The organism is Telluria sp. BA11 (genome assembly GCF_056680305.1).
In genome coordinates, this window is the sequence record NZ_CM155275.1 from 901,633 (window position 1) to 927,334 (window position 25,702).

At 63.5% G+C, this 25,702-nt stretch carries 27 protein-coding genes; 11 read left to right on the plus strand and 16 right to left on the minus strand.

Annotated elements, in window-relative coordinates:
- Positions 1-212: 212 nt before the first annotated feature.
- Together AC1MGT_RS03920 and AC1MGT_RS03925 are read left to right on the plus strand one after the other, a co-directional pair.
- Complete coding sequence (locus tag AC1MGT_RS03920; RefSeq protein ID WP_499503088.1) at positions 213-3,224, plus strand: M12 family metallo-peptidase; 3,012 nt, start codon at positions 213-215, stop codon at positions 3,222-3,224.
- Between the two features lie 64 nt (positions 3,225-3,288).
- Complete coding sequence (locus tag AC1MGT_RS03925) at positions 3,289-3,876, plus strand: cohesin domain-containing protein (RefSeq protein WP_499503089.1); 588 nt, start codon at positions 3,289-3,291, stop codon at positions 3,874-3,876.
- A 76-nt stretch (positions 3,877-3,952) separates the two neighbouring features.
- Here the strand turns inward: AC1MGT_RS03925 and AC1MGT_RS03930 are convergent, their stop codons facing one another.
- The 4 genes from AC1MGT_RS03930 to AC1MGT_RS03945 form a co-directional block, all read right to left on the minus strand.
- Positions 3,953-4,153, minus strand: a complete 201-nt coding sequence (locus tag AC1MGT_RS03930) for a globin family protein (RefSeq protein WP_183557631.1) — start codon at positions 4,151-4,153, stop codon at positions 3,953-3,955.
- 68 nt (positions 4,154-4,221) lie between these two features.
- Positions 4,222-5,220, minus strand: coding sequence for an EthD domain-containing protein (locus AC1MGT_RS03935; RefSeq protein WP_499503090.1), 999 nt, complete (start codon positions 5,218-5,220; stop codon positions 4,222-4,224).
- 45 nt (positions 5,221-5,265) lie between these two features.
- Positions 5,266-6,246 (minus strand): LLM class oxidoreductase, encoded by a 981-nt coding sequence (locus tag AC1MGT_RS03940; protein WP_499503091.1) that lies wholly within the window; start codon positions 6,244-6,246, stop codon positions 5,266-5,268.
- Positions 6,247-6,251: 5 nt separating this feature from the next.
- The gene (locus AC1MGT_RS03945) at positions 6,252-7,427 is read right to left on the minus strand and encodes an MFS transporter (protein ID WP_499504248.1); all 1,176 of its coding nucleotides are present in this window, start codon (positions 7,425-7,427) and stop codon (positions 6,252-6,254) included.
- 141 nt (positions 7,428-7,568) lie between these two features.
- On the opposite strand from AC1MGT_RS03945, the gene AC1MGT_RS03950 reads away from it, so the two are divergent.
- On the plus strand, positions 7,569-8,531 hold the full coding sequence (locus tag AC1MGT_RS03950; protein ID WP_499503092.1) for a LysR family transcriptional regulator: 963 nt from the start codon (positions 7,569-7,571) through the stop codon (positions 8,529-8,531).
- Here the strand turns inward: AC1MGT_RS03950 and AC1MGT_RS03955 are convergent.
- Complete coding sequence (locus AC1MGT_RS03955) at positions 8,502-9,347, minus strand: AraC family transcriptional regulator (protein WP_499503093.1); 846 nt, start codon at positions 9,345-9,347, stop codon at positions 8,502-8,504. The genes AC1MGT_RS03950 and AC1MGT_RS03955 overlap by 30 nt on opposite strands.
- A gap of 75 nt (positions 9,348-9,422) precedes the next feature.
- On the opposite strand from AC1MGT_RS03955, the gene AC1MGT_RS03960 reads away from it, so the two are divergent.
- Positions 9,423-9,779, plus strand: a complete 357-nt coding sequence (locus tag AC1MGT_RS03960; protein ID WP_499503094.1) for a cupin domain-containing protein — start codon at positions 9,423-9,425, stop codon at positions 9,777-9,779.
- Positions 9,780-9,892: 113 nt separating this feature from the next.
- The gene (locus AC1MGT_RS03965; protein WP_499503095.1) at positions 9,893-10,369 is read left to right on the plus strand and encodes a hypothetical protein; all 477 of its coding nucleotides are present in this window, start codon (positions 9,893-9,895) and stop codon (positions 10,367-10,369) included.
- A gap of 16 nt (positions 10,370-10,385) precedes the next feature.
- On the opposite strand, the gene AC1MGT_RS03970 is transcribed toward AC1MGT_RS03965, so the two are convergent.
- From AC1MGT_RS03970 to AC1MGT_RS03985, 4 genes are all read right to left on the minus strand, one after another.
- On the minus strand, positions 10,386-10,745 hold the full coding sequence (locus tag AC1MGT_RS03970; protein WP_499503096.1) for a translation initiation factor Sui1: 360 nt from the start codon (positions 10,743-10,745) through the stop codon (positions 10,386-10,388).
- Between the two features lie 5 nt (positions 10,746-10,750).
- A complete protein-coding gene (locus tag AC1MGT_RS03975) occupies positions 10,751-10,978 on the minus strand; it encodes a hypothetical protein (protein ID WP_499503097.1) in 228 nt (75 codons plus the stop codon).
- Positions 10,979-11,107: 129 nt separating this feature from the next.
- Entirely contained in the window at positions 11,108-12,334 is a 1,227-nt protein-coding gene (locus tag AC1MGT_RS03980; protein WP_499503098.1) for a hypothetical protein, read from the minus strand.
- Between the two features lie 231 nt (positions 12,335-12,565).
- Positions 12,566-12,757: a hypothetical protein gene (locus AC1MGT_RS03985; RefSeq protein ID WP_499503099.1), complete on the minus strand. Its 192-nt coding sequence runs from the start codon at positions 12,755-12,757 to the stop codon at positions 12,566-12,568.
- 214 nt (positions 12,758-12,971) lie between these two features.
- Between AC1MGT_RS03985 and AC1MGT_RS03990 the strand changes: the two genes are divergently transcribed.
- A complete protein-coding gene (locus tag AC1MGT_RS03990) occupies positions 12,972-13,910 on the plus strand; it encodes an IS5 family transposase (RefSeq protein WP_499503100.1) in 939 nt (312 codons plus the stop codon).
- Between the two features lie 142 nt (positions 13,911-14,052).
- On the opposite strand, the gene AC1MGT_RS03995 is transcribed toward AC1MGT_RS03990, so the two are convergent.
- The 5 genes from AC1MGT_RS03995 to AC1MGT_RS04015 form a co-directional block, all read right to left on the minus strand.
- On the minus strand, positions 14,053-15,210 hold the full coding sequence (locus tag AC1MGT_RS03995; protein WP_499503101.1) for a branched-chain amino acid ABC transporter substrate-binding protein: 1,158 nt from the start codon (positions 15,208-15,210) through the stop codon (positions 14,053-14,055).
- Between the two features lie 22 nt (positions 15,211-15,232).
- Positions 15,233-16,570, minus strand: coding sequence for an amidohydrolase (locus tag AC1MGT_RS04000; RefSeq protein ID WP_499503102.1), 1,338 nt, complete (start codon positions 16,568-16,570; stop codon positions 15,233-15,235).
- A 114-nt stretch (positions 16,571-16,684) separates the two neighbouring features.
- Positions 16,685-16,945, minus strand: a complete 261-nt coding sequence (locus tag AC1MGT_RS04005; protein WP_499503103.1) for a hypothetical protein — start codon at positions 16,943-16,945, stop codon at positions 16,685-16,687.
- A gap of 123 nt (positions 16,946-17,068) precedes the next feature.
- A complete protein-coding gene (locus AC1MGT_RS04010) occupies positions 17,069-18,556 on the minus strand; it encodes a cytochrome P450 (RefSeq protein WP_499503104.1) in 1,488 nt (495 codons plus the stop codon).
- Between the two features lie 26 nt (positions 18,557-18,582).
- Positions 18,583-19,824 carry a Gfo/Idh/MocA family protein gene (locus AC1MGT_RS04015; RefSeq protein ID WP_499503105.1) on the minus strand — a complete coding sequence of 414 codons (1,242 nt, stop codon included), beginning with the start codon at positions 19,822-19,824 and terminating at the stop codon, positions 18,583-18,585.
- 539 nt (positions 19,825-20,363) lie between these two features.
- Here AC1MGT_RS04015 and AC1MGT_RS04020 point away from each other — a divergent pair.
- Both AC1MGT_RS04020 and AC1MGT_RS04025 read left to right on the plus strand, forming a co-directional pair.
- Positions 20,364-20,825 (plus strand): hypothetical protein, encoded by a 462-nt coding sequence (locus tag AC1MGT_RS04020; RefSeq protein WP_499503106.1) that lies wholly within the window; start codon positions 20,364-20,366, stop codon positions 20,823-20,825.
- Positions 20,826-20,828: 3 nt separating this feature from the next.
- On the plus strand, positions 20,829-21,053 hold the full coding sequence (locus tag AC1MGT_RS04025; protein ID WP_499503107.1) for a hypothetical protein: 225 nt from the start codon (positions 20,829-20,831) through the stop codon (positions 21,051-21,053).
- A gap of 619 nt (positions 21,054-21,672) precedes the next feature.
- On the opposite strand, the gene AC1MGT_RS04030 is transcribed toward AC1MGT_RS04025, so the two are convergent.
- Together AC1MGT_RS04030 and AC1MGT_RS04035 are read right to left on the minus strand one after the other, a co-directional pair.
- On the minus strand, positions 21,673-22,281 hold the full coding sequence (locus AC1MGT_RS04030; RefSeq protein ID WP_499503108.1) for a PH domain-containing protein: 609 nt from the start codon (positions 22,279-22,281) through the stop codon (positions 21,673-21,675).
- A 43-nt stretch (positions 22,282-22,324) separates the two neighbouring features.
- A complete protein-coding gene (locus AC1MGT_RS04035) occupies positions 22,325-23,131 on the minus strand; it encodes a TOBE domain-containing protein (RefSeq protein ID WP_499503109.1) in 807 nt (268 codons plus the stop codon).
- Positions 23,132-23,192: 61 nt separating this feature from the next.
- Here AC1MGT_RS04035 and modA point away from each other — a divergent pair, with 61 nt between their 5' ends.
- The 3 genes from modA to modC are packed head-to-tail and all read left to right on the plus strand — an operon-like array spanning position 23,193 to position 25,697.
- Positions 23,193-23,936 (plus strand): molybdate ABC transporter substrate-binding protein, encoded by a 744-nt coding sequence (modA, locus tag AC1MGT_RS04040; protein ID WP_499503110.1) that lies wholly within the window; start codon positions 23,193-23,195, stop codon positions 23,934-23,936.
- Between the two features lie 4 nt (positions 23,937-23,940).
- The gene (gene modB / locus AC1MGT_RS04045) at positions 23,941-24,624 is read left to right on the plus strand and encodes a molybdate ABC transporter permease subunit (protein WP_258834921.1); all 684 of its coding nucleotides are present in this window, start codon (positions 23,941-23,943) and stop codon (positions 24,622-24,624) included.
- On the plus strand, positions 24,621-25,697 hold the full coding sequence (gene modC, locus AC1MGT_RS04050) for a molybdenum ABC transporter ATP-binding protein (protein ID WP_499503111.1): 1,077 nt from the start codon (positions 24,621-24,623) through the stop codon (positions 25,695-25,697). Before modB ends, modC begins: the two co-directional genes overlap by 4 nt.
- Positions 25,698-25,702 lie beyond the last annotated feature (5 nt).

Here is a 25,702-nt window from a genome sequence, read left to right on the forward strand (position 1 = left end):
TGACCAAACCAATTATTTCAACAGGATTACAACAAGAAAGTATTTACTTGCGTTCAATATCAATGCAGCAATAATATCAATGCGCCCGCATTGCATTATTTTCATCGCGAAATTCGATGTGCAACGCATCGCTGGCACCACGAGGAAGCTCCGGAAGACGCATCAACGCTTACCACACCGACACACGCCCACCAGTCGCGAAAGGACTACGCATGAGAACGAAGCCTTCGAGCTCGCCGTACCACGGCAAGCAAAGCCAGCTGCACACCGCCCCCCTGAAAAAAGGTTCGCTCGCGCTCTGCGTCGCGCTGGCCCTGGTCGCCGGCACGCCATCCGTGCTGGCGGCGCAGGTCGGCCCTGTGCAGGTGCAGAACCAGCGCGCGGCCGCGTTCTGGCAAGACGTGACGGTGCCGGCTGCATCAACCACGGCACGCACCAGCGGCGCCAGGACGCCGGCGTTGCAACTGCGCCGGGTACGCGCTGCAAGCCTCGATCTGGCCGGTATGCGGGGCGTTGCCCGCGAAGCGCCGATGGCGCGTGCGGGCGACCTGTCGGCGAGCAGCCTGACCATCTCGCTGCCGCATCCGGACGGTGGCTACCAGCGCTTCACGCTCGAAGAGTCGCCGGTCATGGAGCCGGGCCTGGCCGCCAGGCACCCCGACATCAAGACCTATCGCGGCAAGGGCGTCGACGATCCGCGCGCCACGCTGCGCATGGACATCACCCAGCTTGGCCTGCACGCATCGGTGCGCTCGCCGAACGGCGGCTGGTATGTCGATCCGTACTACCGTAATGACACCAGCGTGTATGCCAGCTACACGCGCGCCGACCTGATCAATCCACGCGGCCCCCTGATCGAGGACTCGATCGAGCCGCAGCTGAGTCTGTCGCGCTCGTTCTACCAGGAAGGCGACAGCGTCGTGGTCACCGGCGCCGGCTTTGCCCCGGGCGCAAGCGTCAGCCTGAACATCGCGGCCGATGGCGATGGCGTGGCGCTGCACAATGCCACAGCCACTGCCGACAAGAACGGCGCGATCAACGTGACACTGCCGGCCGCCGCAGCGCGCCAGGGCGCGTTCGACATCACCGCCAGCGACGGCCGCAACAGCACCAGCGCGCCCTACCGCGTGGTCGACGCCAGCATGGCGGCCAATGCCGTCGTCGGCAACGCCCTGCGCACCTACCGCCTGGCACTGGTGACCGACCCGAGCTACGCGACCTACTTCGGCCCTGCCAACGTCACCGCTGCCAAGGTCACGCTGATCAACCGCGTGACCCAGGTCTATGAAGACGAAACCTCGATCAGCCTGGTGCTGATCGACGCCACCGATGCGCTCAACCTGAACACGGCGGCCCAGATGACCGGCACCAATGGCCCCTGCGGCGGCGCGGCCTGCTACACGCCAGCCCAGGCATCCGGCTGCACGGGCAGCACCCTGTCCCGCAACCGTATCGTCACCGGCCTGCTGGCGGGCGCCAGCAACTTCGACGTGGGCCACATCGCCCTCGGCCTGAACGGCGGCGGCGTCGCCAGCCTGGGGGTTGTGGGCGGCAACGCCAAGGCCCAGGGCTGCACCGGCATCCCGACCCCCGTCGGCGATTTCTTCGCCGTCGATTACGTCGCGCACGAACTCGGTCACCAGTTCTCGGGCAACCATACCTTCAATGGCACGGTAGGCAATTGCAGCGGCGGCAACCGCAGCGCCACCACCTCGGTCGAACCCGGCAGTGGCTCGTCGATCATGGCGTATGCGGGCATCTGCGGCACCGACAACCTGCAGCCGCACAGCGATCCATACTGGTCGCAGCGCAGCTTCGACGAGATCGTGGCCTATACCTCAAGCGCCGAGATCAACCTCAACGAAGTGCAGGCAGGCGCCCTGACCGGCTTTGCCACCGACGGCCAGCAGTTCCAGCTAAGCTATAACGGCAACCTGTCGGCCCCGATCGTGCGCGGCCCCAACTACACCGCTGCGGCCGTCAAGGCGGCCATCGAAGGCATTGCTGGCTGGCCAGCCGGCGCCACCGTGTCCGTCACCGGGCTGTCCGACACGGCCTTCACCGTGACGTTCAACGGCACGCTCGCCGGCACCGACGTGCCTTCGCTGATGGTGAGCAATGTCACCGGCGGTGGCGCCGGCTTCATCGGTGAAGTCGCACGCGGCGGCCCGACCACCCGCGGCGGCAGCGTCGCGGGTACGACCAATTCGGCGCCGAGCGTCACCGTGCCACCGAGCTTCACGATCCCGGTGCGCACGCCATTCGCCCTGACCGGCAGCGCCGTTGACGGCGACGACGATACCGTGACGTATATGTGGGAGCAGAACGACCGGGGCGGCAGCGCCGGTACCTCGCTGATCGATAACGTCAAGCTCAACGGTCCACTGTTCCGCCAGTTTGGCACGCGTGCCGTCGTGACCAGCGCCGGTACGCTCGAGTACTCATCGCCAGGCCAGAACCAGGTGACGACCGATCCGACCCGCGTGTTCCCGGACATGGCGCAAATCCTGGCCAACAACACCAATGCCGCGACCGGCGCCTGCCCAGCGGCCAGCACACCGCTGACGGCTGCACAGATCGACTGCTTCTCGGAGTTCCTGCCAACGGCCGCCTACGTGGGCTTCGGGGCCAACGCTGCGCCGGCGTCGCTGAACTTCAAGCTGACGGCGCGTGACGGTCGCGGCGGCGTCAACAGTGCCACCACGACGCTGGTGCTGGCGCCTGCGGCCGGTCCGTTCCTGGTCACGTCGCCCAACACGGCAGCCACCATCAACGCCGGCCCGCAGACCGTGACCTGGAGCGTGGCCAACACCAACGCGGCGCCGGTGAGCACCGCGAACGTGAAGATCACGCTGTCGACCGACGGCGGCGCGACCTGGCCACACCTGCTGGCGGCGAGCGTGCCGAACACGGGCAGCGCCAATGTCACGTTCCCGGCACTGCCAACCACGCAGGGCCGCATCAAGATCGAGGCCGTGGGCAATGCGTTCTTCGACGTCTCGGACGCCAACTTCACGCTGGCGAATGCGCCGGTCGCGGGTGACGTGACCGGTGACGGCGTGGTCGATTGCGCCGACGTGGCAGTGGTGCGCGCATCGATGAACAGGCGCACCGGCCAGGCTGGTTTCGACGCGCGCGCCGACGTGAACGACGATGGCGTCGTCAACCTGCGGGACTTGAACGCCGTAACGCAGCGCGTGCCGGCAGGTACGGTCTGCGCCTGATGCGACCGGCCGGCCGGGTGACGACATCCGGCCGGCGTCAACCATTCAACAAAAGGGATACACAATGAGCACATGGAAACACTTCATCGCCGCAGTCCTGCTTGGTGCCAGCACGCAAGCCTGGGCTGCGCCCATCCTGAGCATCAACACCGGCCCTGCCGCGCAGGTGGGCACGACGGTGACCTATAACGTGGAAATTGCCGATATCGCCGATCTGGCGGGCTACCAGTTTTCGCTTGTCTACGATGCGCGCTATCTGCGCGCACTGGACGTGACCGAAGGCGGCTTTCTGGCCACTGCAGGCACCACCACCAGCGGCGTCGACGCAGTCGGCAACGAGCCGGGACTGATCTCGTTCATCTACGGCTCCCTGTTTGGTTCTGGCCCAGGCGCTTCGGGCAGCGGCCTGCTGGCGAGCATTCGTTTCGAAGCAATTGGCGTCGGCAGTTCGGCACTGTCGTTCCTGACAGCTGATACCTTGTTCCTCAGTACCACCAATGACATCGCCGTGATCGAACAGTCCGGCATCAGCAATATCATCGGACCGGACCTGCCCGTCGATGTGCCGGAACCGGCCAGCATCCTGCTGTTCGGCGCCGGACTGGCGGGCGCCGCCGCGCTGCGTCGCCGCAGCACGGGCGCCCGCGTCTAAATAGCCACGCGCACAAGCAAACAGGCCTGCACCGCGGTGACGCGGTGCAGGCCTGTTTTCAATGACACTACTGTCGTTACGCCAGTGCTTCCTTGGCCGCCTCTTCAGGCGTGAGCGAATCGTAGAACTGGTCGGTGAACCATTCGATTTCTTCCTCGATATGGTCTTGCGCCTGCCGTACGGTCGCGCCGCCCGCGACTAAAAACCCCTCGACCTCGATACACCAGTTGACGAACGCCAGCGTTTCTTCATCGAGTTCTTCTTCCTTCTTGGCCATGGCAAATCCCCGTATCACGTTACCGCCGGTCGGCGCGACCGGCGTTGGCGTGATTCTACCGTAGCCGGTCAGCGCTCGGTGGCCACTTCCGGCATCAAGCGATTCATGACGCTGTAGTTAATCGCCGTCCACCACTCCGAGCCTTCGCCGGTCAGCGCCGCTTCGGATTGCGCGATCGCTTCGTGGTCGTTGCTGACCAGGTAATCCTCGACATCGTTCAGTGACGCGAACGACAGGATCGAGACGGCATCGATCTTGCTGCCTTCCGGGTCCTTCTGGGTCGAGCCGATATTGAGCAGCACCGCGTAGCGCTTCACGAACTCGGTCGTCGCCGACTGGCCCATGACCAGCGGCGCGTGCTCGTCCAGCAGGCGGCGCTGGAATTCTTCGCGCGACAGGTCGGGGTTGCGCATGTGGATCTTGACCAGGCTGATCGGATCGCGGTGACGCGCGCTCGGGATCAGGATGTATTCGCGCGTGATTTCACGCGTGACCATGCGAAACGCCACCTGCTCGTCGGCGATGATTCGCTCGGCAAATTTCTCCTGGCCCAGCACGCGCTCGATATCGTCCTGCTCGGCATACGTGATGTAGGCCAGGCCATCCCAGCGCGGGCGGTTGTACGGCGGCACGCACTTTTCTGGCTCGGCCGGCAGCTTGCCGTCCTCGCCGATCATCGCGCGGTACGGTGGCGGGAAGAACGACGACGGGCCCGATGCGATACGGTGCACCTGGTCGTAGCGCAGCACGCGCTCGGACGAACTGCCCGGCTCATCCCACGCGAATTTCGGGCCGTGGACCTTGCGCCAGTATTCGTCCCAGTGCTCGAACGCCAGGTTTTCATTGCCTTCCAGCGCCAGCGCGCCGGGACGCCAGTTCGGCAGATGCACCTCGTTGCCGTGCTTGCTTTTGGCCGAGCCGGCGTCTTGCGGACGCTCGCCCCGCGGCGTGCTGTCGACACGGCTGACGAAGGTCGCCGTGACGATCAGTGGATGCGTAATCGGATCGCGGGTCTGGCCCATCGGTGGGCGTTGCAGGTTGTCGCTACGGTCGAAATCAATGGTCATGACATTCCTTTTCTTGATCGTGCGTTAAAAGACAATGGTAAAAAATCAGTCAGCGTTAAACAGCGGCAGCACGTGCTCCGCGAGTTCGGCCAGCGCGTCCTGCGCCGGCCGGCGCAGCGGCTTCAGGTTCAGCGCCACGTGGCTCACGCCTTGTTCCTGCTGATGGTAAAACAGCTCGACCAATGCATGGCGGCCGCTACGAATGCCATTGCGCACGAAGCGCATCGGCTCATCCGGGTCTTCCGCCAGGTCGAACATCGTGCCGTAGCCGTACGGGCGCACCCACTGCCCCGGCTCGTGGCTGGCGCGCCATGCCTCGATCAGTTGCGCGAGGCGGGTAAAGTCGCTCAGGTGCCAGATCCAGCCGTCGCTATGACGGGCGATCCATGCCATGTCCTGGCGTGCACGGCCGACGACAATCATCGGCAGGCGCGGCGCCGCCGGCTTGGGCACCAGATCAATGCCCCCATCGAGGTTGCCGTAGTGCGCCGTGCGCGCATGCGGAAAGTCCTGTTGGGTGACGGTCTTGATCAAGCCAAACGCTTCGCGAAAACGCTCACCGCGGTTATCGAAATCCAGGCCAAACGCCGGATACTCGACGGGCCGGTCACCGGTCGACAGGCCCAGCACCAGGCGCCCGCCCAGCAGCTGGTCGACCGACACGGCCTGCTTGGCCACGATCAATGGCTCGCGCAGCGTCGCCACGATGCCGGCGGTGCCCAGCGCGATGCGGCTCGTGTGCGCTGCCAGAAAGCCCATGTACACCATCGGATCGAGCACCTGGCCGGTGTCGCCGAAGTTCGGGTCATAGAACGGCACATCGCGCAGCCACAGGGTCGAGAAGCCAGCCTCATCGGCCATGCGCGCCATCGTCTGGTGATTGGCCAGCGTCGGAAACGGCGAATCCGGATAACCTTCGAGCGGCATGATGAAGCCGAAGGTCAGCTTGCCCGGCTTGAAAATCCGCTGGTAGCCGGCATGGCTTGCCAGTTCGGCCGGCAACGGGCCAATGGGTGCAATCGTCATGATCGTTACGCCTTGGCTGCCGGGGTCATACGCGCGACCAGGCTGGTCGCCAGTGCAGCCAGCACGGCGATGCCCGCAGCCACGTAACCGAAATTGCCCGCGCCCCAGTTGGCCACTGCAAGGCCACCGATCACGGCGCCCAGCGCGATGCCACCGTTGGCTGCCGACACATTGATCGTGCCGGCCAGCGCCTGGGCGCCGGTTGCCGCCTTCATCACGCGGATCTGGCAAATCGGATACAGCGCGGTATTGGCGATACCCCACACGCCCAGCGCGACGGCAAAGCCGATGCTCAGGCCGGCGAACAGCATCGACGCGGCCATGCCGGCTGCCAGCACGAGGCTGAAGATGGCGGTGGTGGCCAGCGGTTTCTGGTCGACCCAGAGACCACCCAGCCAGTTACCGATCAGGCCAACCGCGCCAAAGCCCATCAGCCACCAGCCCACCTGCGCCGGCGCCACGCCGGCCGATTTCTCCAGCATCTCGGCCAGGTAGGTGTAGCCCGTGAACATGGCGGTAAACACCAGGATCGACAGCGCCACGTTGGCCATGAAGAACGGGCTTTTCAAAATCTTTGCCTGTTCGCGCATGGCAACCGGCTGCGATGCACGCACCGTCGGCATGCTGAAGAACATCAGCACGGCCACGAGCAGCGACAGCGCGGCCAGCAGGCCGAACGCGCCGCGCCAGCCGATCGCGTCCGCTGCCAGCGTGCCGAGCGGAATACCAAACAGCATCGCGGCCGAAATGCCGAGATACACGGTCGAGACAGCGCGACCGGCTTTTTCTGGGCCAGCGATCTGGGCTGCGGTGTCGCTCGCAGTGCCCCAGAACACGGGCAGCGCCAGCGCCGGCAGCAGGCGCGCCAGCGCCAGCACCCAGATGTTTTGCGCGACAGCGGCCAGCGCATTGGTTGCCGCAAACAGCACCAGCACGGCGATGAACAACTTCTTGCGGTCGACGTTGGCCAGCCACGCCGTCAGGAACGGGCCGCATACCATGACGACCACGGCAAACAGCGTGACCAGCTGCCCGGCCGTGGCCACCGTGATGGACAGGTCGCGTGCCAGTGCCGGCAGCAGGCCCACGATCAGGAACTCGGTAGTCACGATCACGAACGCGGCGATGGCAAGAATCGTGATCGATAGCGCGCCGCCGGTGGCCTGGGGCTTGTCGGCCATCGCGTCGACGGTGGTAGTAGATGAATTGGGCATTGCAAAAAACTCCTGTGGATAGTTGTCTAACATGATATAAAAGATAAAAATTCTCGTGTTGGATAAGAATTCCTGCATCATGTGGAATAAATTTCCAGGAGTAAGCCAATGACGCCCGCAGAACGCCTGAAAGGCCTCGAAACCTTCGTCGCCGTCGCCGACGCCGGCAGTTTTACGGCGGCCGCTGACCGGCTCAACCTGACCAATTCCGCCGTCGGCAAGGCCATCGCCCGACTGGAAGGGCGATTGAAACGGCCGCTGTTCGACCGCACCACCCGCAAGCTGGAGATGACGGACGCCGGCAACGTCTTCTACAAGGTCTGCGTGCGCGTCCTGGACGAACTCGAAGCGGCCGAGCGGCTGCTGGCACACGACCATATCGCCCCGTCGGGCCGACTGCGCGTGGACATGCCGGCCACCTTCGGCCGCATGCACGCCGTGCGGTCATTGCTGGCGTTTGCCGAGCAGTATCCGCAGGTGCAGCCGCACGTGTCGTTCACCGACCGCTTCGTCGATCCGGTTGAGGATGGCCTGGACGTCGTGGTGCGCATCGGCGGCTCGGACACCTGGCCGGCGGCACTGTGCTACCAGCACCTGGGTGACGAAGAACTCGTCTTCTGTGCGTCGCCCGCCTATGTGGCGCGCCACGGTGCGCCGGCGACGCTCGAAGCGTTACTGGGCCACGACGCCATTCTGTACGGTCGCGCGGACGGCAGCACGAGTCCATGGCTGATCAAGGATGGCGAGCTGCCACTGGCGCGCCAGCACGTGAAGAGCCGCATCGTGCTGGGGCAGGCCGAGGCGCAGGTCACGGCGGTGGAGATGGGATTGGGAATCGCGCAACTGGCGACCTGGCTCGTCGAGCAGCAGCTGCGCGATGGCAGCCTGGTGAAAATCCTGCCCGAGCTGGCCACGTCCGGCCTGCCGCTGTATCTGGTGTGGCAGCGCAGCCGCCAGCACGCGCCCAAGGTAACGGCGCTGATCGCGCACTTTGCGCAGACGCTGACGATCCGGCCTGCAGCGGCCGACGCGCCGGGCGCGCTAGCGCCGCAGCCTGTCGCGCCAGCCTGACGGGGTCACGCCGACACAGCCCTTGAAGCGCCGGGTCAGGTGACTCTGGTCGGCAAAGCCGCATTCGGGCGCCACCGCCGCGAGCGGCATCCCGCCCCGGATCAGCGTGCAGGCATGGGCGACGCGCACCGAATTGAGGTACACGTGCGGCGGCGTGTGATACGTCGCGCTGAACGCGCGCGTGAGATGCGTGCGCGACATCCCGGCCACGGCGGCCAGGTCGGCCACCGTGATATCGCGCTGGAAGTACGTGCGGATATAGTCCCTGACCTGCACCATGCGCGCATCGGCGGCGAACGCGCCGGCACATGCGAGGGACACCTCGCGACGCTCGCCATGGCGCGCCAGCATTGTGCCAAGGAACGCACGCAGCAGCGTTTCCGCCCGCAGCGACTCGGCTGGCGTCGCCAGCAGGTTGATGGACAGCTGCGCAAATGCCGCAGCCATCCGGTGGTCGGTCACGCATGGCCGGGTGAAATACCGGCCGTCGGCGCGCTCGCCCTCGGGCGCGATGCAGCTTGCCACTAACGCATCCGGTACATACCAGATCGCATAGCGGAAACCGTCGGCGCTGCCGGCGCTGCCATCATGGTCTTCATCCGGGTTGAACAGGACCAGGTCGCCCACCTGGCTGTCGTACTGCGCGCCCTTGCAGCGAAACCGCTGCACCCCGGCGGTGGTCACGCCGATCGCGAAACCATCGTGGCTATGGCGCTCAAACGCGTGATCGGTGAAGCTTGCCTGCATCAGCGTGACGCCGCCGGTCAGCGCCGAAAAGGTGGCATCGTTAACTGGCCGGGCGGGTGCGGGGTGCATGCAACAATTGTACAAGACCCCTGGCCACCCAAAGGCGCACCATGACGTTTTCACTTTTTCACTTAAGGAGAACGCATGAACGCTGCAATCGACCTGGCCGGCAAACTGGCCACATTCAACGAAGCCTGGCAACCGCGCACGGTCAGCCTGTTCAACGGCCACGACGTCATGGTGGCCAAATTGCGTGGCGAATACCACTGGCATGTGCACGACGATTCGGACGATTTTTTCCTGGTGCTGGCCGGCAGTCTGGAGATCGACCTCGACGACGGCACGACCGTGGCGCTGGGGCCGGGCCAGTTGTATGTCGTGCCGCAAGGCGTGCGGCACCGGCCCCGTGCGTCCCATGAGGCGCAGATCATGCTGATCGAGCGTACCGGCACGCCCAACAGCGGCGACCTGGCCACGGCGGCCACGCGTCGCGTCATCTAGCGTCATTACAGAACAGGCTGATTTTCGATTTTGTGTTAAAAATAAGGCAACTGAATCAATCTCGCATTCAGTTGAACAACGTATCGAATAACACTACTCGCTTAGGAATTACCATGAAATCTACCAGCCTGCTTTCTTCCGCCCTGATTGGCGCCGTCGCCAGCGCCCGCTCGATGACCCCCATGGCCACCCTTGCCGCGGCACGCCTTGCCGGCCGTCACACGTCTGGCAACCTCATGCTACTGGACCGCCCGCTGTTCAAGTACGGCGCACTGGCCATGGGCGCCGGTGAACTGTACGGCGACAAAATGAAGTCGGCGCCGGACCGCACCGTGTTCCTGGGTCTGCTGGCGCGCATCGCCAGCGCGGGCATTGCCGGTGCGGCGCTGGCGCCAGAGGGTCGTGAAAAGGCAGGCGCTGCGGTTGCCGTCGCGACCGCCGTGCCGTTGGCCTATGCCACGCTGGCCGCTCGCAAGCAGGCGATCGCAAAAATTGGCCAGACCCGCAGCGGCCTGATCGAAGATGCATTGATCGTCACGGCAGGCATTGCCGTGGTGGCGCTGGCAACGCGCGCTGCACGCGACTACTGATGTACCTGGGCCGGCATCAGCCGCCGGCCCGCTTCGCCCGATGCCCGAGTTTGGCCAGTGCCTGCAGAACGGTGTCGCAATGGTCACCCTGCACTTCGATCACACCGTCCTTGACGGTGCCGCCAGCGCCGCAGGCCGTGCGTAATTGCTTGCCGAGCACGGCCAGGGCCATCGGATCGAGCGCCACGCCCTTGACGAGCGTGACGCTCTTGCCGCCCCGCCCCTTGCTCTGCAGCGATACACGCACATTCCCATCACCGACCGGCGCAGCACTGGCGCCCGCCTTGCACGTGCACTGCGCCACAGGCTGGCGACAGGTTGGGCACATGCGGCCCGTTTCCGTGGAGTAGACGAGACCGCCGTTCGAACTACGCATGGCGATCAGTCCAGCCGCTTGAGGCGCTGCCCCATGATGCCCCAACGGCAATCCACGCCGTCGACCCGGCCGATCAGCGCCCAGCCGGTGCCGATCTTTTCGACAGTGACGCGGCTCTCGATTTCTTTCGCAAGCTTCTCGGCCCAGCCAGTGGCGGCGCCCTGCCCCTTGAAGAGTTCCTTGCCGTCGTAAATCACGGTTGCATCGAAGACGGACATGGCGAATATGGTCATTGCTTCCTCTGGACTTCTGAACGAAAGCAGCATCCTACCACCGGTCACCGTCGCGTAACCTCGCCATGCATGACGCATCGCAGGCACGCTGCCTGAACGTCGATTGATCTTCGTTGCATGGCAATCGACTTATTCGGCGGCATCGATCAATTTGAGGAGATTCGCCTTGCCGGTGTCTGACCAGCCGGTGCGCCGGTCGACGACCTTGCCGTTCCTGAGCAGATAAAAGGACGGTATGCCTGTCACGTCGATGCTCTCCCATTGCGCGGCACTATACGGCGCGTGGATTGCCATCGACGGATTGACGCCGTTCCACTCGCTGATCAGATGCGTGTCGATAGGTGCGTTGGGGGCAGTGACCAACACGAGATGTACCTGTTGCAAACGCCGCTGGAGTTCGGGGTCAGCCTGTAGCGCTTGCAGCGCGTTGGCGGAATGATGGCAGCCAGCGCCGACGACCATCACGAGTTCCGTACCGGACCGACTCGGCATGGCAACGCGGGTCAGGGTATTGTGCTTCGCGTCGTACGCGAACGCGCTGCGGCCTGCGAAAGCTGGGCCAAGCGAATCCACGACCTGAGGGATCGTGACGTCCGCGAGATCGGGACGCACGGCAGCAAACGCCTGCGCATTCGCGAAACGACGCGCAGCGAGCAAGGCGTACAGCATGGCGTCATCCAGCGTGCGCCGGGTATTGATGGCGCGTGCGGTGAGTTCGTGATGCAGCTGCAGCATGTCGTCGACTGCTGACGATGCCGGGTTGTCGTTAGCGGCCAGGCTGGCGGCGTCGAACAGGGCCACGAGATTGCCTGACGGCTCGTTGCTCAACGTTGCCGGGTTCAGACGGTTTCCGAATAGCTGCTGGTAGCGCCGGAGGACAGCCGGCGCGCCGATCCCGGTCGCGGTCACTGAAGCTGCAGCGCGTCGTGTCGCTTCGGCATCCGCGAATTGACGGAGGCGTTGAAGATCCTGCTCCGTCTGGCTGGATAGCGCCGACAAGCGCAGTGGCGGGCCAACCAACTTTTTTTCCAGCATGGGCAGATATTCGCTGGCGCCGAGGAAACTGAGCAGCGCTGCAAGTTGTCCGTGGCCCAGTTTACGGATCAGGGGCGTACTACTAAAACCAGCCAGGCCGTTTTCGTTCCAGCGGAGTTGTCGAACGACCTCGCGCTTGCCATAGGGTGTCAGGGCATCCAAGGGCGTCGGTTTGCCTGAAGCAATCGTTGCGCGCAGCGCCTCCTGCGTGTACACAGCCAATGGCGCAGGCGGCGTCACAACCGGTTCAGCTGATGTACAGCCGGCCAGCTGGCAACACAGGCAGAAAAGCAGGTGACGCGCTGGGAAATTCACTGACACTGCGTCTCTTGGCTTACTTTTCTCTGTTTTTGCCAGGCCATATAGCCAAGCATATTCCACAGAAAATCCCCACGAATGCAGCACGGCCCCAATCGAGCTCGTCTGTACTGCTCAGGAAACCGGTGTAAAGAAGTGTGCCAACGGCAACTCCTGACGCATTAAGAAAAAAGTTTTTCATCGTTTGCAAAAGTCATCTGGACGTGAAGTCAGTAATCTGCCAAGAGCAGATATTCAAGATCTTTTTCTATTTCCAAGTAATAAAAAGGTGACTGATGCAAAACCGCAAAGTATTCCTATACCAATACCTCGCACCAAAAAATTGGCAGATATCGGTCCAACGACATGCTCGTAGACGAGAACAAGCAGCGCTACAAGCAATCCAGCAAGCACGCTCTGGACAATCAATTTTTTTGTAATATTCATGCCCTGTTTTCCGTACTGAATCTGCGTTGTTCTTTGTTTCAGAAATGAGCGCTAAAGTCATCCGACTTTATCCAGCATAGCAGACACACAAGTTCCATAAGTCACAGAATGTCACAATGACTGCCTTTGGCGCTGGATTAGAATGTCGATAGGCTTTGTTGCACAAATAGGCCCCGTTCAGCGGTCTAGCGTGGGTGCGGGGTAAACTGACGGCATGACTGCCCCAGCAAAACCAAAGTACCGAACGACCAACTGGAAAGACTACAACACGGCGCTGAAGGCGCGCGGCTCGCTGCTCATCTGGCTGGAAAAGGACATGCGCTGGCACGGCAGTGCCAGCGGCAAGCGGGGCCGGCGACCGAAGTACAGCGAGGCGGCAATCCAGTTCTGCCTGACCATCAAGGGCTTGTTCAATCTGGCCCTGCGCCAGGCGATGGGCATGGCGCAAAGCCTGCTCAAGCTCGCTGGCCTGGACTGGCAGGTGCCTGACTTCAGCACCGTTAGCCGGCGCCAGAAATATCTACCGGTAACGATCGGAGCGCAGCCGACTGTAACCGGATTGCACCTCCTAGTCGACAGCACGGGCATTAAGATGCTGGGCGAAGGCGAGTGGAAGACCAAAAAACATGGGACCGACTATCGTCGTCAGTGGCGTAAGGTCCACCTTGGCATTGATGCGGCCACGCTGGAAATCCGGGCCATTGAAGTGACCGACAACGCCACAGGCGATGCGCAGATGCTGCCATACCTGCTCGACCAAATTCCCGCCAGCGAGACCGTCGCAAGCGTCAGCGGTGATGGTGCCTACGACACCAAAGACTGTCATGAAGCGATCGCGCAACGTGGGGCACAAGCGGTTATTCCAACTCGTAAGAACGCCAAGCCATGGAAGGATCGGCGCCCAGGCGCCACAGCCCGCAACGCCATCCTGGCGGCCACGCGTCTACTGGGCAGGAAAATCTGGAAGAAGTGGAGCGGCTATCACCGGCGCAGCCTTGTCGAGACCAAGATGCGTCGTTTCAAGCTGCTCGGTGAACGCGTTATGGCACGTGATTTCGACCGTCAGGTCGCGGAACTACAGGTCCGTGCCGCCATTCTCAATCGGTTCACCCGGTTGGGCACGCCTACGACTATGGCGGTGAGCATGCCGTAATTCCGCCTGGGGTTTGGGGAATTACGAACTCTGCTGATTTATGCAACAAAGCCATGTCGATATATCAACAGCGAATTGCTGGTCGCGCTGGAAAATGGCCGACCAGCCATTATCGGCATGGCTGTTGTTTGAATTCTCCGCGTTAGCGCAGCACGGCCAGCCTGACCTTCTTGCCTTTGCGGAAGGTATAGATCGTCATCGCGGCGTCGCGCAAATCGCCCTTCTGATCGAAGGCAATGCTGCCAGTGACACCTTCGTGCCTGACGGCCGCCAACGCCGGCAGGAACCTGGCTGGATCGCTCGAATTTGCCGTCTGCATCGCTTTGGCGAACACCATCACCGCATCGTAGGCATAGGGCGCATACGTCTGCAGCGGGATCTTGTAGCGCTGCTGGTAACGCTGTGTGAATGCATTCAGGCCCGCTTCCTGCGCAGCGCCAACGCCGCCCGCCACGACGCAGTACACCTTGTCGTCGACCAGCGCGTCACCTGCCAGCAGCGGCATTTTTTCCGAGCAGACGCCGTCGCCCGAGATAAGCTTGGCGCGCAGACCGAGCGCCTTCATCTGCTTGAGCATTGGCCCGGCCACCGCGTCCATGCCGCCATAAAAAATCACGTCCGGATCGCGCGCACGGATCTGGGTCAGGATGGCGCTGAAATCGGTGGCCTTGTCACTCGTGAACTGGCGACTGACGACGCTTGTGCCCGCCCCCGCCTTCTTGACGCCCTTGACGAATTCTTCCGCCAGTCCCTGGCCGAAGGCGGTGCGGTCGTCGATCACGGCAATTTTCTTTGCCTTCAGGGTGCCGAGCGTGTACGTGGCCAGCGTACGGCCGATCAGGTTGTCGTTGGCGACGACGCGAAACGCTGTCTTGAAACCCTGGTTGGTGTAGACGGGCGTCGTGGCCGCCGGCGAAATCTGCGGAATGCCGGCGTTGGCGTAGATCTTCGAGGCCGGCACGGTCGTGCCCGAATTGAGGTGCCCCACGACGGCCGCCACTTTCGCATCGACCAGCTTTTGCGCGACCGTCGTGCCGGTGCGGGGATCGGCGCCGTCGTCCTCGGGCTGCAAGACCCATTGGACCTTGCTGCCGCCAAGCACGATCCCTTTCGCGTTGAGGTCATCAATCGCCATGCGGGCGCCGTTTTCGATGTCCTTGCCCGCATGGGCGCTGGGGCCGGACAGTGGAGACACCGTACCAATTTTGACTTGCACAACCTTGCCTGCAGGCTGGGCCTGGGCAAGCGGTACGGCGGCAAGGACGAGCGAGGACGCAGCGGCGAGGACAAGAAAATGCATGACGGGCCTTATGATGATGCGCTTAGCGCTGCGGTGCCATCAGGTCGAGCAGGATCGCCGTCTCGGCCTTGATGGTATTGGTGAGCGTCGGCTTCAGATCCGGCGCCCATTGTGGCGAATGGGTGCCCGGCAAGGGTTTGCCAGCCTTTTTCGCTGCCTCGAGACGGCCGGCATCGACCGCGCCCACATGCAGCAGCAGCGCTTTGACGCCGGGCTGCTGGCCGTACATGGCGAAGTCTTCGGACGTCATCTTGGCCAGCATTTCTTTCACAAAATCAGGGCCGACGGCCTGCTCGACCGCCTTGACGGCGCGCGCCACCAGTTGCGGATCGTTGACCACCGAGTCAGTGCCGGTCTTGACTTCCACCAGCGGCTCCTTCGGCGCGCCGGCGGCGATCGCTTCGCCTTTGGCTTCGCGGGCGATGCTGGCCAGCACGCGCTGGCGCACTTCGGGCCGGAAGGTACGCACGGTCAGCGCGAGCTTCACCTGATCCGGGACGATATTGGCCTGGGTGCCGCCCTGGATGCTGCCGACCGTGATCACGACCGGGTCGAGCGGATTGTTTTCGCGCGAGATCAGGGTCTGCAGCGCCATGACCAGCCGCGCCGCCATCACCACCGGGTCGCGCGTTTCATGCGGCACGGCGCCATGGCCGCCCTGCCCGAACATCGTGATGGTGACGGTGTCGGCCGAGGCGCGAAATGGCCCGGCGTGCCACATGACCGTGCCCGATGCCATCGACGCGTCGTCGTGCATCGACAGCGCGTAATCCGGTTTCGGGAAGCGCGTGAACAGTCCGTCCTTGAGCATGGCGGCGGCGCCGGTCAACGCTTCTTCGGACGGCTGCCCGATCAGCATCAGCGTGCCGCTCCAGGCCTTGCGGTTCTCCGCCATCAATTTTGCCGTGCCATACCAGGCAGCCATGTGCAGGTCGTGACCACAGGCGTGCGCTACCGGCACGGTGTCGCCAGCGGCATTTTTTGTCGTGACCTTGCTGGCAAACGGCAGGCCGGTCTTTTCCAGCACCGGCAGCGCATCCATCTCGGTGCGCAGCATCACGGTCGGCCCCGGACCATTCTTGAGGATCGCCACGACGCCGGTGCCGCCGACGCCGGTGGTCACCTCGAAGCCGAGCGCCTTGGCCCGTTCGGCCAATTTGGCCGCGGTCTTGTGTTCCGCAAACCCGAGTTCGGGGTTGGCGTGCAGGTCACGGTAGAAGGCTTCGAGCTTGGGAAAGTCGGCCGCCAACTGGGTGTCGAATGGCGCCGGAAGCGACGCGGCGTGCGCGCCTGCCTGGGACAGGCCGGCCAGCAGGCTGGCGGCAAGAATGGTGTGGCGGAAGGTGCGTGAAAATGACATCGTGACTCGCTTCAAGAGTTGGGAAGAGGCAGTTCCGATTCATTCTACCTGCATGCTGCCGCGCACGATTACCTGGCAAATCGAGGGCAATTCAACACCAAGCGGCGTGAAAACTTATGCCTGCTCCTGCTGGAACTGGTCGCGCTGCATCGCGATTTCCTGCATATAGCCCTCGAATTCGGCTGACGTCTCGATGCGCCGCACGACCTGGTCGTTGCTGTCTTCTACCGTGAAGGTCCCACCGCTTTCCAGCACGCCGAGAATCGCGGCCCGTACGTTGTCCAGCGATGCATCACTGCCTGTCGTCGCCAATGCGGTCCAGGTATCCTGGTCGATTGCGACGTTATTCTCAAGAAATTTAAGGTTGAACATCATGGTGCTTGTACTCCGGAAGGAAATGGGAACCCAACATAGCATGGACACACCAGCCGCACGCTTGCAGGCAGCCGTACCGAATCGGGGGCTGCATCGACAAGGAGGATGCGGCTGCTGACTGGCTCAATCGAACGATTTGGTTGTACCGACGTCGCGATCTGCCCGGACCACAAAACGCAAGCTGTAATTGTCCAGCGTTCCCGGCAAGCGCGCCGGGTCCAGCCGCCCCTGCTGCGACGGCGTCAGCCCGTGGATCCCGTCATCCTCGCCAATCAGCGCGCCGAGCATCACGCTGGTCAGCATCAGCACCAGATTGCGCGCCGGGCACATCACCGGCCCGCTGCTGAACGGCACCAGCGGCCAGTCGCGGTCCTGCACATCGCGTACCTTGTCATCCTTCAGCCACAGCTCGGGCGCAAAGCGGTCGGCGCACGCCATGCGCCCGTCGTCGCGGTGGAAGAACGGCGTGAACAGCAGGATGCCGGTGCCCTCTGGCATCGTGCCCCCTTCCCACTGCGTTGCGCGCGTGCTCTGGCGCAGGATCGCCGGCGTCGTCGGCCACAGGCGCAGCGACTCCAGCACGGTCGAACGCAAAAATGGCAGGTACTGGCGCTCGATGCCGGGATGGCTGCGCAGCTCGGCGCGGGCGCGCGCTGCCTGCTCGGGATGCGCCGCCAGCAGCGCCAGCGCGCGGAAGGTGGCCATGCCGGCAGCATCGAACGCGAACAGCCACTGCGGCACCTGATGGTTGGCCATCGTGTCGCCGCTCTGGGGCACGCTGGCCGCGACCGCCGCCAGGCTGCCCGGCTCGGCCCGGTCGAGATAACCCTGGATGCGCGCCAGGAAGCGTGACCGCAGGCCGGTCTTCTTCGGATGCATGAAGGCCCAGTTGGCCGCCTTGCGCAGCTCGATGATCATGTCGCTGATGGTCTGGTCGCCGGCAGCAGCGTCGCCGAACACGACGCGGCGCACCATGCGCGTCCAGCCGGCGTTGAAGGTTTCCCAGTCGAGCTCGCCCTGGGTACGCGCCTTGGCCAGCAGGCGCCCTGCTTCGTCGTCGACCACCGGCAGGAATCTGTCGACCATGTGGTGCACCGCGCGTTCATGCTCGAGCACGTCTTCGTTGAAACGGCGTCGTGCAGTCCGCTGGGGACATTGCGAGATCAGCGAACCGTGCGGTTCAAAATGCGACAACGCGGCGCGCTTCTCGCTGCTGGCGGCGGAAAACGGTTCGGGCGACTCGTCCAGCACGCGCCGCGCGTGTTCGGGCGTCAGGATGACCGCCTGCTTGCGGATCGGCAGTGGCAGCATCAGCGGGCCGCTGCCATATTTGTTGCGCAGCTTTTGCATGCGGCCAATTGCGCGCCGGTCGAGCTCCAGCCGTTCGGCCAGCGCCACCACGGCCGGGCGGCGGATGATCACGCCCTTGGCAAAGGTCGGGGCCAGCACGTCCACGGCCAGGGCCAGCGTGTCGAGCACGCCGGCGGTCGGCAGCTCGCCCTCCCGGGCGCCTGGGGCGCCGCGCGAGCGCGTCATCAATTTGGTGGCAACCAGGCCGCCAGCCAGGCCAAGGGCACCTGCGAGCAGCAGGTTACGATGGTGTTTGTTCATCTCAGCATCTCTTTCAAAACAGCGTGTTAATCGGCGCTCTCCGGCTCGGGCCCGCGCGTCTTGCCCGCCGGCGGCTTGAGCTTGACCACCCGGCCGCTACGCGCCGATTCGTAGATCGCGTCCATGATGCGCTGGTCCTGCAGCCCCTCCTCGCCCGGCGTGTGCACGTCCTTGTTTTGCTGGATGCAGCTGGCGAAGTGGTCGATCATCAGCGTGAACTGGTTGGTCTTGCCGGCCGGGATCTCGGTGGTCTGGTCCTTGCCATCGACCACGCGCGTGATCCGCAGCTTGTTGCCGTGATAGGCGTAGGCAGGGTCCATGTCGGCCCATGCTTCAAACCCGTTCAGGCGGAACATCTGGGACTTGTGCGCCGAATAGCTGGTGCTGCAGGTGGCCGAAAAGCCGCTGGGAAAGCGCAGGACGAACTGGCACGATTCCTCGACTTCGCGAAAGCGCGCATCGCCTGGCGTCGACCAGATGCTGCCGAATACCTCGGTCGGTTCTTCGCCGCTGAGAAAGCGCGCGGCATTGATGCAATAGATGCCGATGTCCGGCAGCGCGCCACCGCCCGCCATCGCCTTCTTGAGGCGCCAGTGCTGCGGGTCGCCCATATTCTGCGAATTGACCGAGTTGAATTCCTTCAGCGCGCCCAGCTTTTTGTCGCGGACCATTTTTATCAGTGTGCGATCAAGTGCTTCGTACTGGCTGCGGTAAGCGATCATCAACTGGCGCCCGGCCTTGCGGCAAGCATCGATCATCTGGCGGCACTCGGCGGCGCTGTTGGCCATCGGTTTTTCGCACAGCACGTGCTTGCCGGCACGCGCCGCGCGCACGGTGTACTCCAGATGCAGATGGTTGGGCAGCGCGATATAGACGCTTTTCACATCGGCCATCTGGGCCAGCTTGTCGTAGTCCTTGTAGTCGAGCACTGCGCTCTCGGGGATGTTGTACTGGCGGGCGACCTTCAGTCCCTTGTCACGGTCCCCTGTGACCAGCGCCACGACTTTTGCATGCTTGCTTCGCTGGAACGCCGGCAGCATCTCGTCGATGGCGATGCGGCCCAGGCCCACCACGGCAACGCCCACCCGCTCATCCCACGAGTCGCCCGGCGGCTCGGTCTTCTCGGGCTTTTCGGACTTGTCGAAGATGGGCGGGAAGCTGACCCGGTTCTGTTCGCTGGCCGCGGCCTGCAGCGCCGGCGCGGACAGGGCGGCCATGGTACCGACATAGCGCAGAAAATCGCGGCGCGGCGGCTGATCGTGCTTCATGAGGATTCCTTTCGCGTAGAGGGGATGGATCCTCGCATGCGATTCGGAACAGCAGCGCTCGCTTGCCGGGCGGAAAATGGCGGTCGCATCTCCAAAACAAAGGCGTGACCGTGGCGCGATACGGGGCGTGTAAAAGTAGTGTCGCACGGCATGGCGCCCGGCTGTTGCCGCAGCCGGCCTCTCCCGCGCTCCTGCCGTCTCCGGAATCGGTACGGTCCTTGCCAGCATCTGAATGTTCCGCCCGGAATCGTGAGGCCCCGGTGAGCAGGCATCCATTAGAATTGTTGGCGCGCTGATCGACGGGCAACCGGGGATAAACAAGGACGATATGGCCTTGGACTGGCCGCGGTCGAGAGTCCATATGGATTGCACATGCCTGTTGGTTTGCCGGTCGGTGTCGCCCAGCCAGACCAACAACCCGGATGTCAACCGGGGCGTGTCCGCCCGCTTCTGTCATGCACACGGACTTATCTGAAAGGACCTGAGCTTCAATGCGTCGAATTACACAACTTCATCTCGACCATCTCCAGGCGTTGTTCATGAGCGAGCGCTCCCGTCGCGAACAAATACGCGGTAGTCTCAGCACCCCGGTTGCTTCCATTTCTTTCGCCGTGTTCGCCTTCAGCAGCCTGTCGGTCGAGGTGAACCCGGAGCAGTGGCGTGACGTTCCCACGCTTCTCATCTTCTTTCTTGGCGGCATCGCTGCGCTTGCCCTGTTTGCGTCGGCCTGGCAGGTTCTGATGGCCGAATGGCTCTTTGTCTACCACGAGCCGCCCCGCTTGATCGACCTGGTCGACGATACAACCGGCCGCAGTGTCGAACAGGAAGAAGAACATGTACGCTCGCTGCTTGCTGCCAGCTATTCCGTGGCGTATGAGCAATACCTTCAAGGCAATGCCATTAGCGCCCGCCGCCGTACATGGGCTTTGCGACTGATCCTGCTGTCGCTGCTCACCCAGGCATTGGCGTTCGTGGTGCTGCCATTTCATCGTCTAGGTTGATCCATGCGATTTATCGACAAATTCATGACCAGGGGACGGCACCGGCCCCGCTTCGCCACCTTGGCAAAACGCGTCCAGGATCGGCTTGCTCCCGTCTGCCAGGATCTGGGCAAAGCCGAGCAGGCGCTGGCGGAGCACCTGGATATGCCGCAGCCTCCGCGGCTACTGATCATCGACGAGGAAAATGCTGCCGTCCTCACCTACGATGAGCGTCCCGGAACTGACTGAGAATCCTTCCATCAACAGCTTTCTGGCATCGCTGCGCCTGATGGCCCGGTTTTGCGGCGGCGTTCATCGGCCGCCTGATTCTGATATCGGTTCGACCGGGGCCGGGTCGTGAGGCCGGCAAAAGCCGGCGTGACGCTCGATACCAGCGGCTCTGCCGTGCGCGTCTCCGGATTGCCATCATCACGGGGTAATTTCGCTAGTTGCAGAAGATGCGAAGCTAATGATCGCTAAGCTATTGCCAATTTTTTGATGGAAACGCGAACATCACAATAACCCGGCCTATAGCGGAAAAAAGGCGGTTGAGGGCGTAAAAACACATGAGGAAAACCAGCCCCTGAGCCAAGCCGGTGACAGGCCACGTGCCAGCGCCAATTAGCAAGGGAATCGACGTAAGCGCAGTGGCAAAAGAGACCATGCCAATGAACCACCATTTCTTTTCAATATTCAAATCCATACTCCGTGAAAGCTAAGTTTGGTATATCAGGCTGAAAGTACGAAAAAGTCGCAGACGCCTCAACACGGCCCGGACTGCCCCAGCCCTGAGCCTGCGGAACTGTCGTCGCCGTCGGATACACCATGGTTCTGTAGCGAGCCTTCCAGGCCCGCCACCACCCCCTGATCAGTTGTGAATGTACTTGGTGTACACGTCGCTGAAATCGCGCTTGGTATAGGTATCGAGCATCGCAGTATTCAACGCCGTCAGCAATTCATCGAACTGGCTGACGAGACCACCGGCGCCCGGTGCGATATTGAGCTTGTGCACCGATGCAGTAGCGTCCAGCGTGCGCAGCGCATTGTTGCGGCAAACCGCATCGCGCTGCTGGCGCTTGCCGATCGAAATCAAGGCTTTATAGATGTCCTTGAGCTGTTCGATGAACGCTTTCTTGACGTCGATGGAGAACTTCGTGTCGTCCAGATTGAATTTGAGCTCGATATCCATATCGAGCGTGCCAGCGGTTTCGATGGTCACGCCACTGATCTGGTGCGACGCATAATCGTAGCGCTTGATCGCGCGCTTCGACGAAATGGCCGAGTCGCCATCCACATGGATCAGGCCAAGATTGGTAAAGCAGTATTCGTCTTTCTTGCTTTTGATGAGAAAGAAGATCTGTTCGCCGTCCTCGGTGAACAGGTAGTCATCCGCATCGACATTGCCGTAGTCGGCCGGGCCGACAATGATGCCGATATCGCTGATGCCGAGTGCCTCTGCCGCCATACGCTTGAACATGATCGCCTTTCAGTGGTGGGGAAAAAAGATACATTACCACCGTTTATTCGGGCACCCCGAGAATCACGCTCGACGCCTTGAACAGGGCGGTTGCAGCCAGCCCTTGCGCCAACCCCAGCGTATCGACACTCTCGTTGGTCACGGTCGCGGCGACCGTGCCGCCACCGCCCAGTGCAATCACCACCTCGGCATTGACGGCGCCGCGCGTCAGGCGCGCAACAGTACCGGCGAGCTGATTGCGCGCCGACAGCCTCACGCCCTCGCCGGCCGTCATGACGATCACTGACGACGACTTGATCAATGCAAACACTTGCCGGCCCGGCGCCAGCGCCAGGTTGTCGGCGCTCTCGCGCGTGACGATGGCGACGATCTTCTGCCCGCCGGCGATGGCAAGTTCGATCTCGTCATTGACCGCGCCCGGCACCACGCGCGTCACGGTGCCAAAGAACTGATTGCGCGCGCTCGTTCGCATCCTGAACCTCGTGAATAAGGCGACATCGTCGGCCACGCCCTCTGCCTGCCGATTGAGCCGCTCCAGAAAATCATGGTGCAGTTGCTCGACCATGGTGAAGTTCTCGACCAGTTGCGCGCCGCGCGCCGTCAGCCGCGTGCCGCCGCCGCCCTTGCCGCCGGTCGAGCGCTGCACGAGCGGTTCGCCGGCCAGGTTGTTCATCGTGTCGATCGCTTCCCACGCCGCCTTGTAGCTCAGGCCGACCTGTTTCGCGGCCGCGGTGATCGAACCGCATTGCGCGAGGGCTGCCAGCAAGCCGACCCGGTTCGTGCCGCCTAGCTGCTCGCCACCGACCGTCATCCAGACGGTGCCCTCGAGAGCGATGTGCCTGTCATCCATGTGCGCTCCAGAATCCGTTATATACTTTCGACTATAACGCTTTTTACGACTCGGGGATGACATGAAATTCTTTGCCAGTGTGCTTGCCGTGGTGACCTGCCTGGGAACGGCGCATGCTGGCGAAGTCCAGGTGGCGGTGGCCGCCAATTTCGCCGGGCCGATGGAAAAGCTGGCCGCGCAATTCCAGAAGGACACGGGCCACAAGGCCATCCTGGCGAGTGGCGCCACCGGCAAATTCTATGCGCAGATCCGCAACGGTGCGCCGTTCGAGGTGCTGCTGTCGGCCGATGATGAAACGCCGGCGCGGCTGGAAGCCGAAGGTCATGCCGTCGCCAAAAGCCGCTTCACCTACGCGGGAGGCCGCCTCGTGCTGTGGTCGGCCAGGGCCAACTACGTCGATGCGGCTGGCGCCGTGCTCAAGACCGGCAACTTCAAACACCTGGCCATCGCCAATCCGAAGACGGCCCCGTACGGCGCGGCGGCAACCGCCGTCATCGACAAGCTGGGCTTGACCGCGCATTTGCAACCACGCCTGGTCCAGGGCGAAAACATCGCGCAAGCGTTCCAGTTTGCCAGCACCGGCAACGCCGAACTGGGCTTCGTGGCGCAGGCGCAGGTCTGGCGCGATGGCAAATTCACGGCCGGCTCGGGCTGGATCGTCCCCGCGACGATGCACGCGCCGATCCGCCAGGATGCCGCGCTGCTGACCAGGGGTGCCAGGAACCCGGCCGCGCAGGCGCTGCTGGACTATCTGCGCACCGACAAGGCCAAGGCGCTGATCCGCGCCTACGGCTACGAAGTCTAGGCACATGCTGGACGCGTCCGACTTCGCCGCGATCTGGCTGACGCTCAAGCTTGCGACCCTCGTCACGCTGCTGTTGCTGCTGTTTGGCACGCCGCTGGCATGGTGGCTTGCGCGCACCCGCTCGCGCGCCAAACGCGTCGTCGGCGCGCTCGTCGCCCTGCCTCTCGTGCTGCCACCGACCGTGATCGGCTTCTACCTGTTGCTGGCGATGGGCCCGAACGGCCCGCTCGGGCAGCTGACCGGCGCGCTGGGCCTGGGTACCCTCGCCTTCACCTTCACGGGCCTCGTGATTGCATCGGTCTTCTATTCGCTGCCATTCGTCGTGCAGCCCCTGCAGAATGCGTTCGAAGCCATTGGTGAACGCCCGCTCGAAGTGGCCGCCACGCTGCGAGCCGGGCCGTGGGACACCTTCTGGTCGGTGGTCGTGCCGCTGGCGCGTCCCGGCTTCGTCACCGGCGCGATCCTGGGCTTTGCACACACGATCGGCGAATTCGGCGTGGTGCTCATGATCGGCGGGAACATCCCCGACAAGACGCGCGTCGTCTCCACCCAGATTTACGATCACGTCGAAGCGATGGAATATGCGCAGGCCCACTGGCTCGCCGGCGGCATGCTGGTGTTCAGCTTTGTTGTGCTGCTCACCTTGTACACGCTGTACCCGCAGTCGATGCGGGGGACGCAGCGATGACGCCCATCTCGCTGGCATGCCGGATCGAGCGCGGCGCGTTCAAGCTCGATGTCGACCTGGCCCTGCCCGGGCGCGGCGTGACCGCGCTGTTCGGGCACTCGGGCTCCGGCAAGACCACGCTGCTGCGCGTGCTGGCGGGCCTGGAGCGCGTGGCCGGCGCCCGTGTCGCGCTGGGCGACGAAGTGTGGCAGGACGATGCGCGCAAGGTGTTCGTGCCGACCCACGAACGCGGTATCGGCTACGTGTTCCAGGAAGCGAGCCTGTTCCCGCACCTCTCCGTGCGCGCCAATCTCGAGTTCGGGCGCAAGCGCCTCAAGCCCGCCGAGCGCCGCTTCGACCTGCTGGCGGTGGCCGACCTGCTCGGCATTGAACGCCTGCTCGATGCCAGTCCCGCCACGCTGTCCGGCGGCGAGCGCCAGCGCGCGGCCATTGCGCGCACGCTGCTTGCCTCGCCCCGCCTGCTGTTGATGGACGAGCCGCTCGCTGCGCTCGACATGCGGCGCAAACTCGAGATCCTGCCCTACCTCGAACGCCTGCACGACGAACTGGCGCTGCCGGTCGTGTATGTCAGCCACGCGGCCGACGAAGTGGCGCGCCTGGCCGATCATCTGGTGGTACTGGAAGAAGGCCGCGTGCTGGGCAGCGGCCCGTTGGCCGCGACGCTCGCGCGGCTGGACCTGGCGGCGAATTTTCAGGACGATGCCGGCGTGATGATCGAGACCACGCTGCAAGCGCACGACGCCGATGGCCTGTCGCACCTGGCCTTTGCCGGCGGCGTGCTGCTGGTGGGCCAGCGTAACGCCGCCGTCGGCACCCGCGTGCGCTGCCGCATTCACGCACGCGATGTGAGCCTGGCGCTGGAACGGCCACGCGGCAGCAGCATCACGAACATCCTGCCGGCGCGGGTCGATGCCGTGGGCCCGAGCGGCACGCCCGGCCAGGTGCTGGTGCGCTTGCTGGTCGGTGACACGGCGCTGCTGGCACGGATCACCGAGCGTTCGCGGCGCGAACTGGCGATCGCGCCGGGCTGCGCGGTGTGGGCACAGGTGAAGGCCGTGGCGCTGCTGGCCTGAGCCTG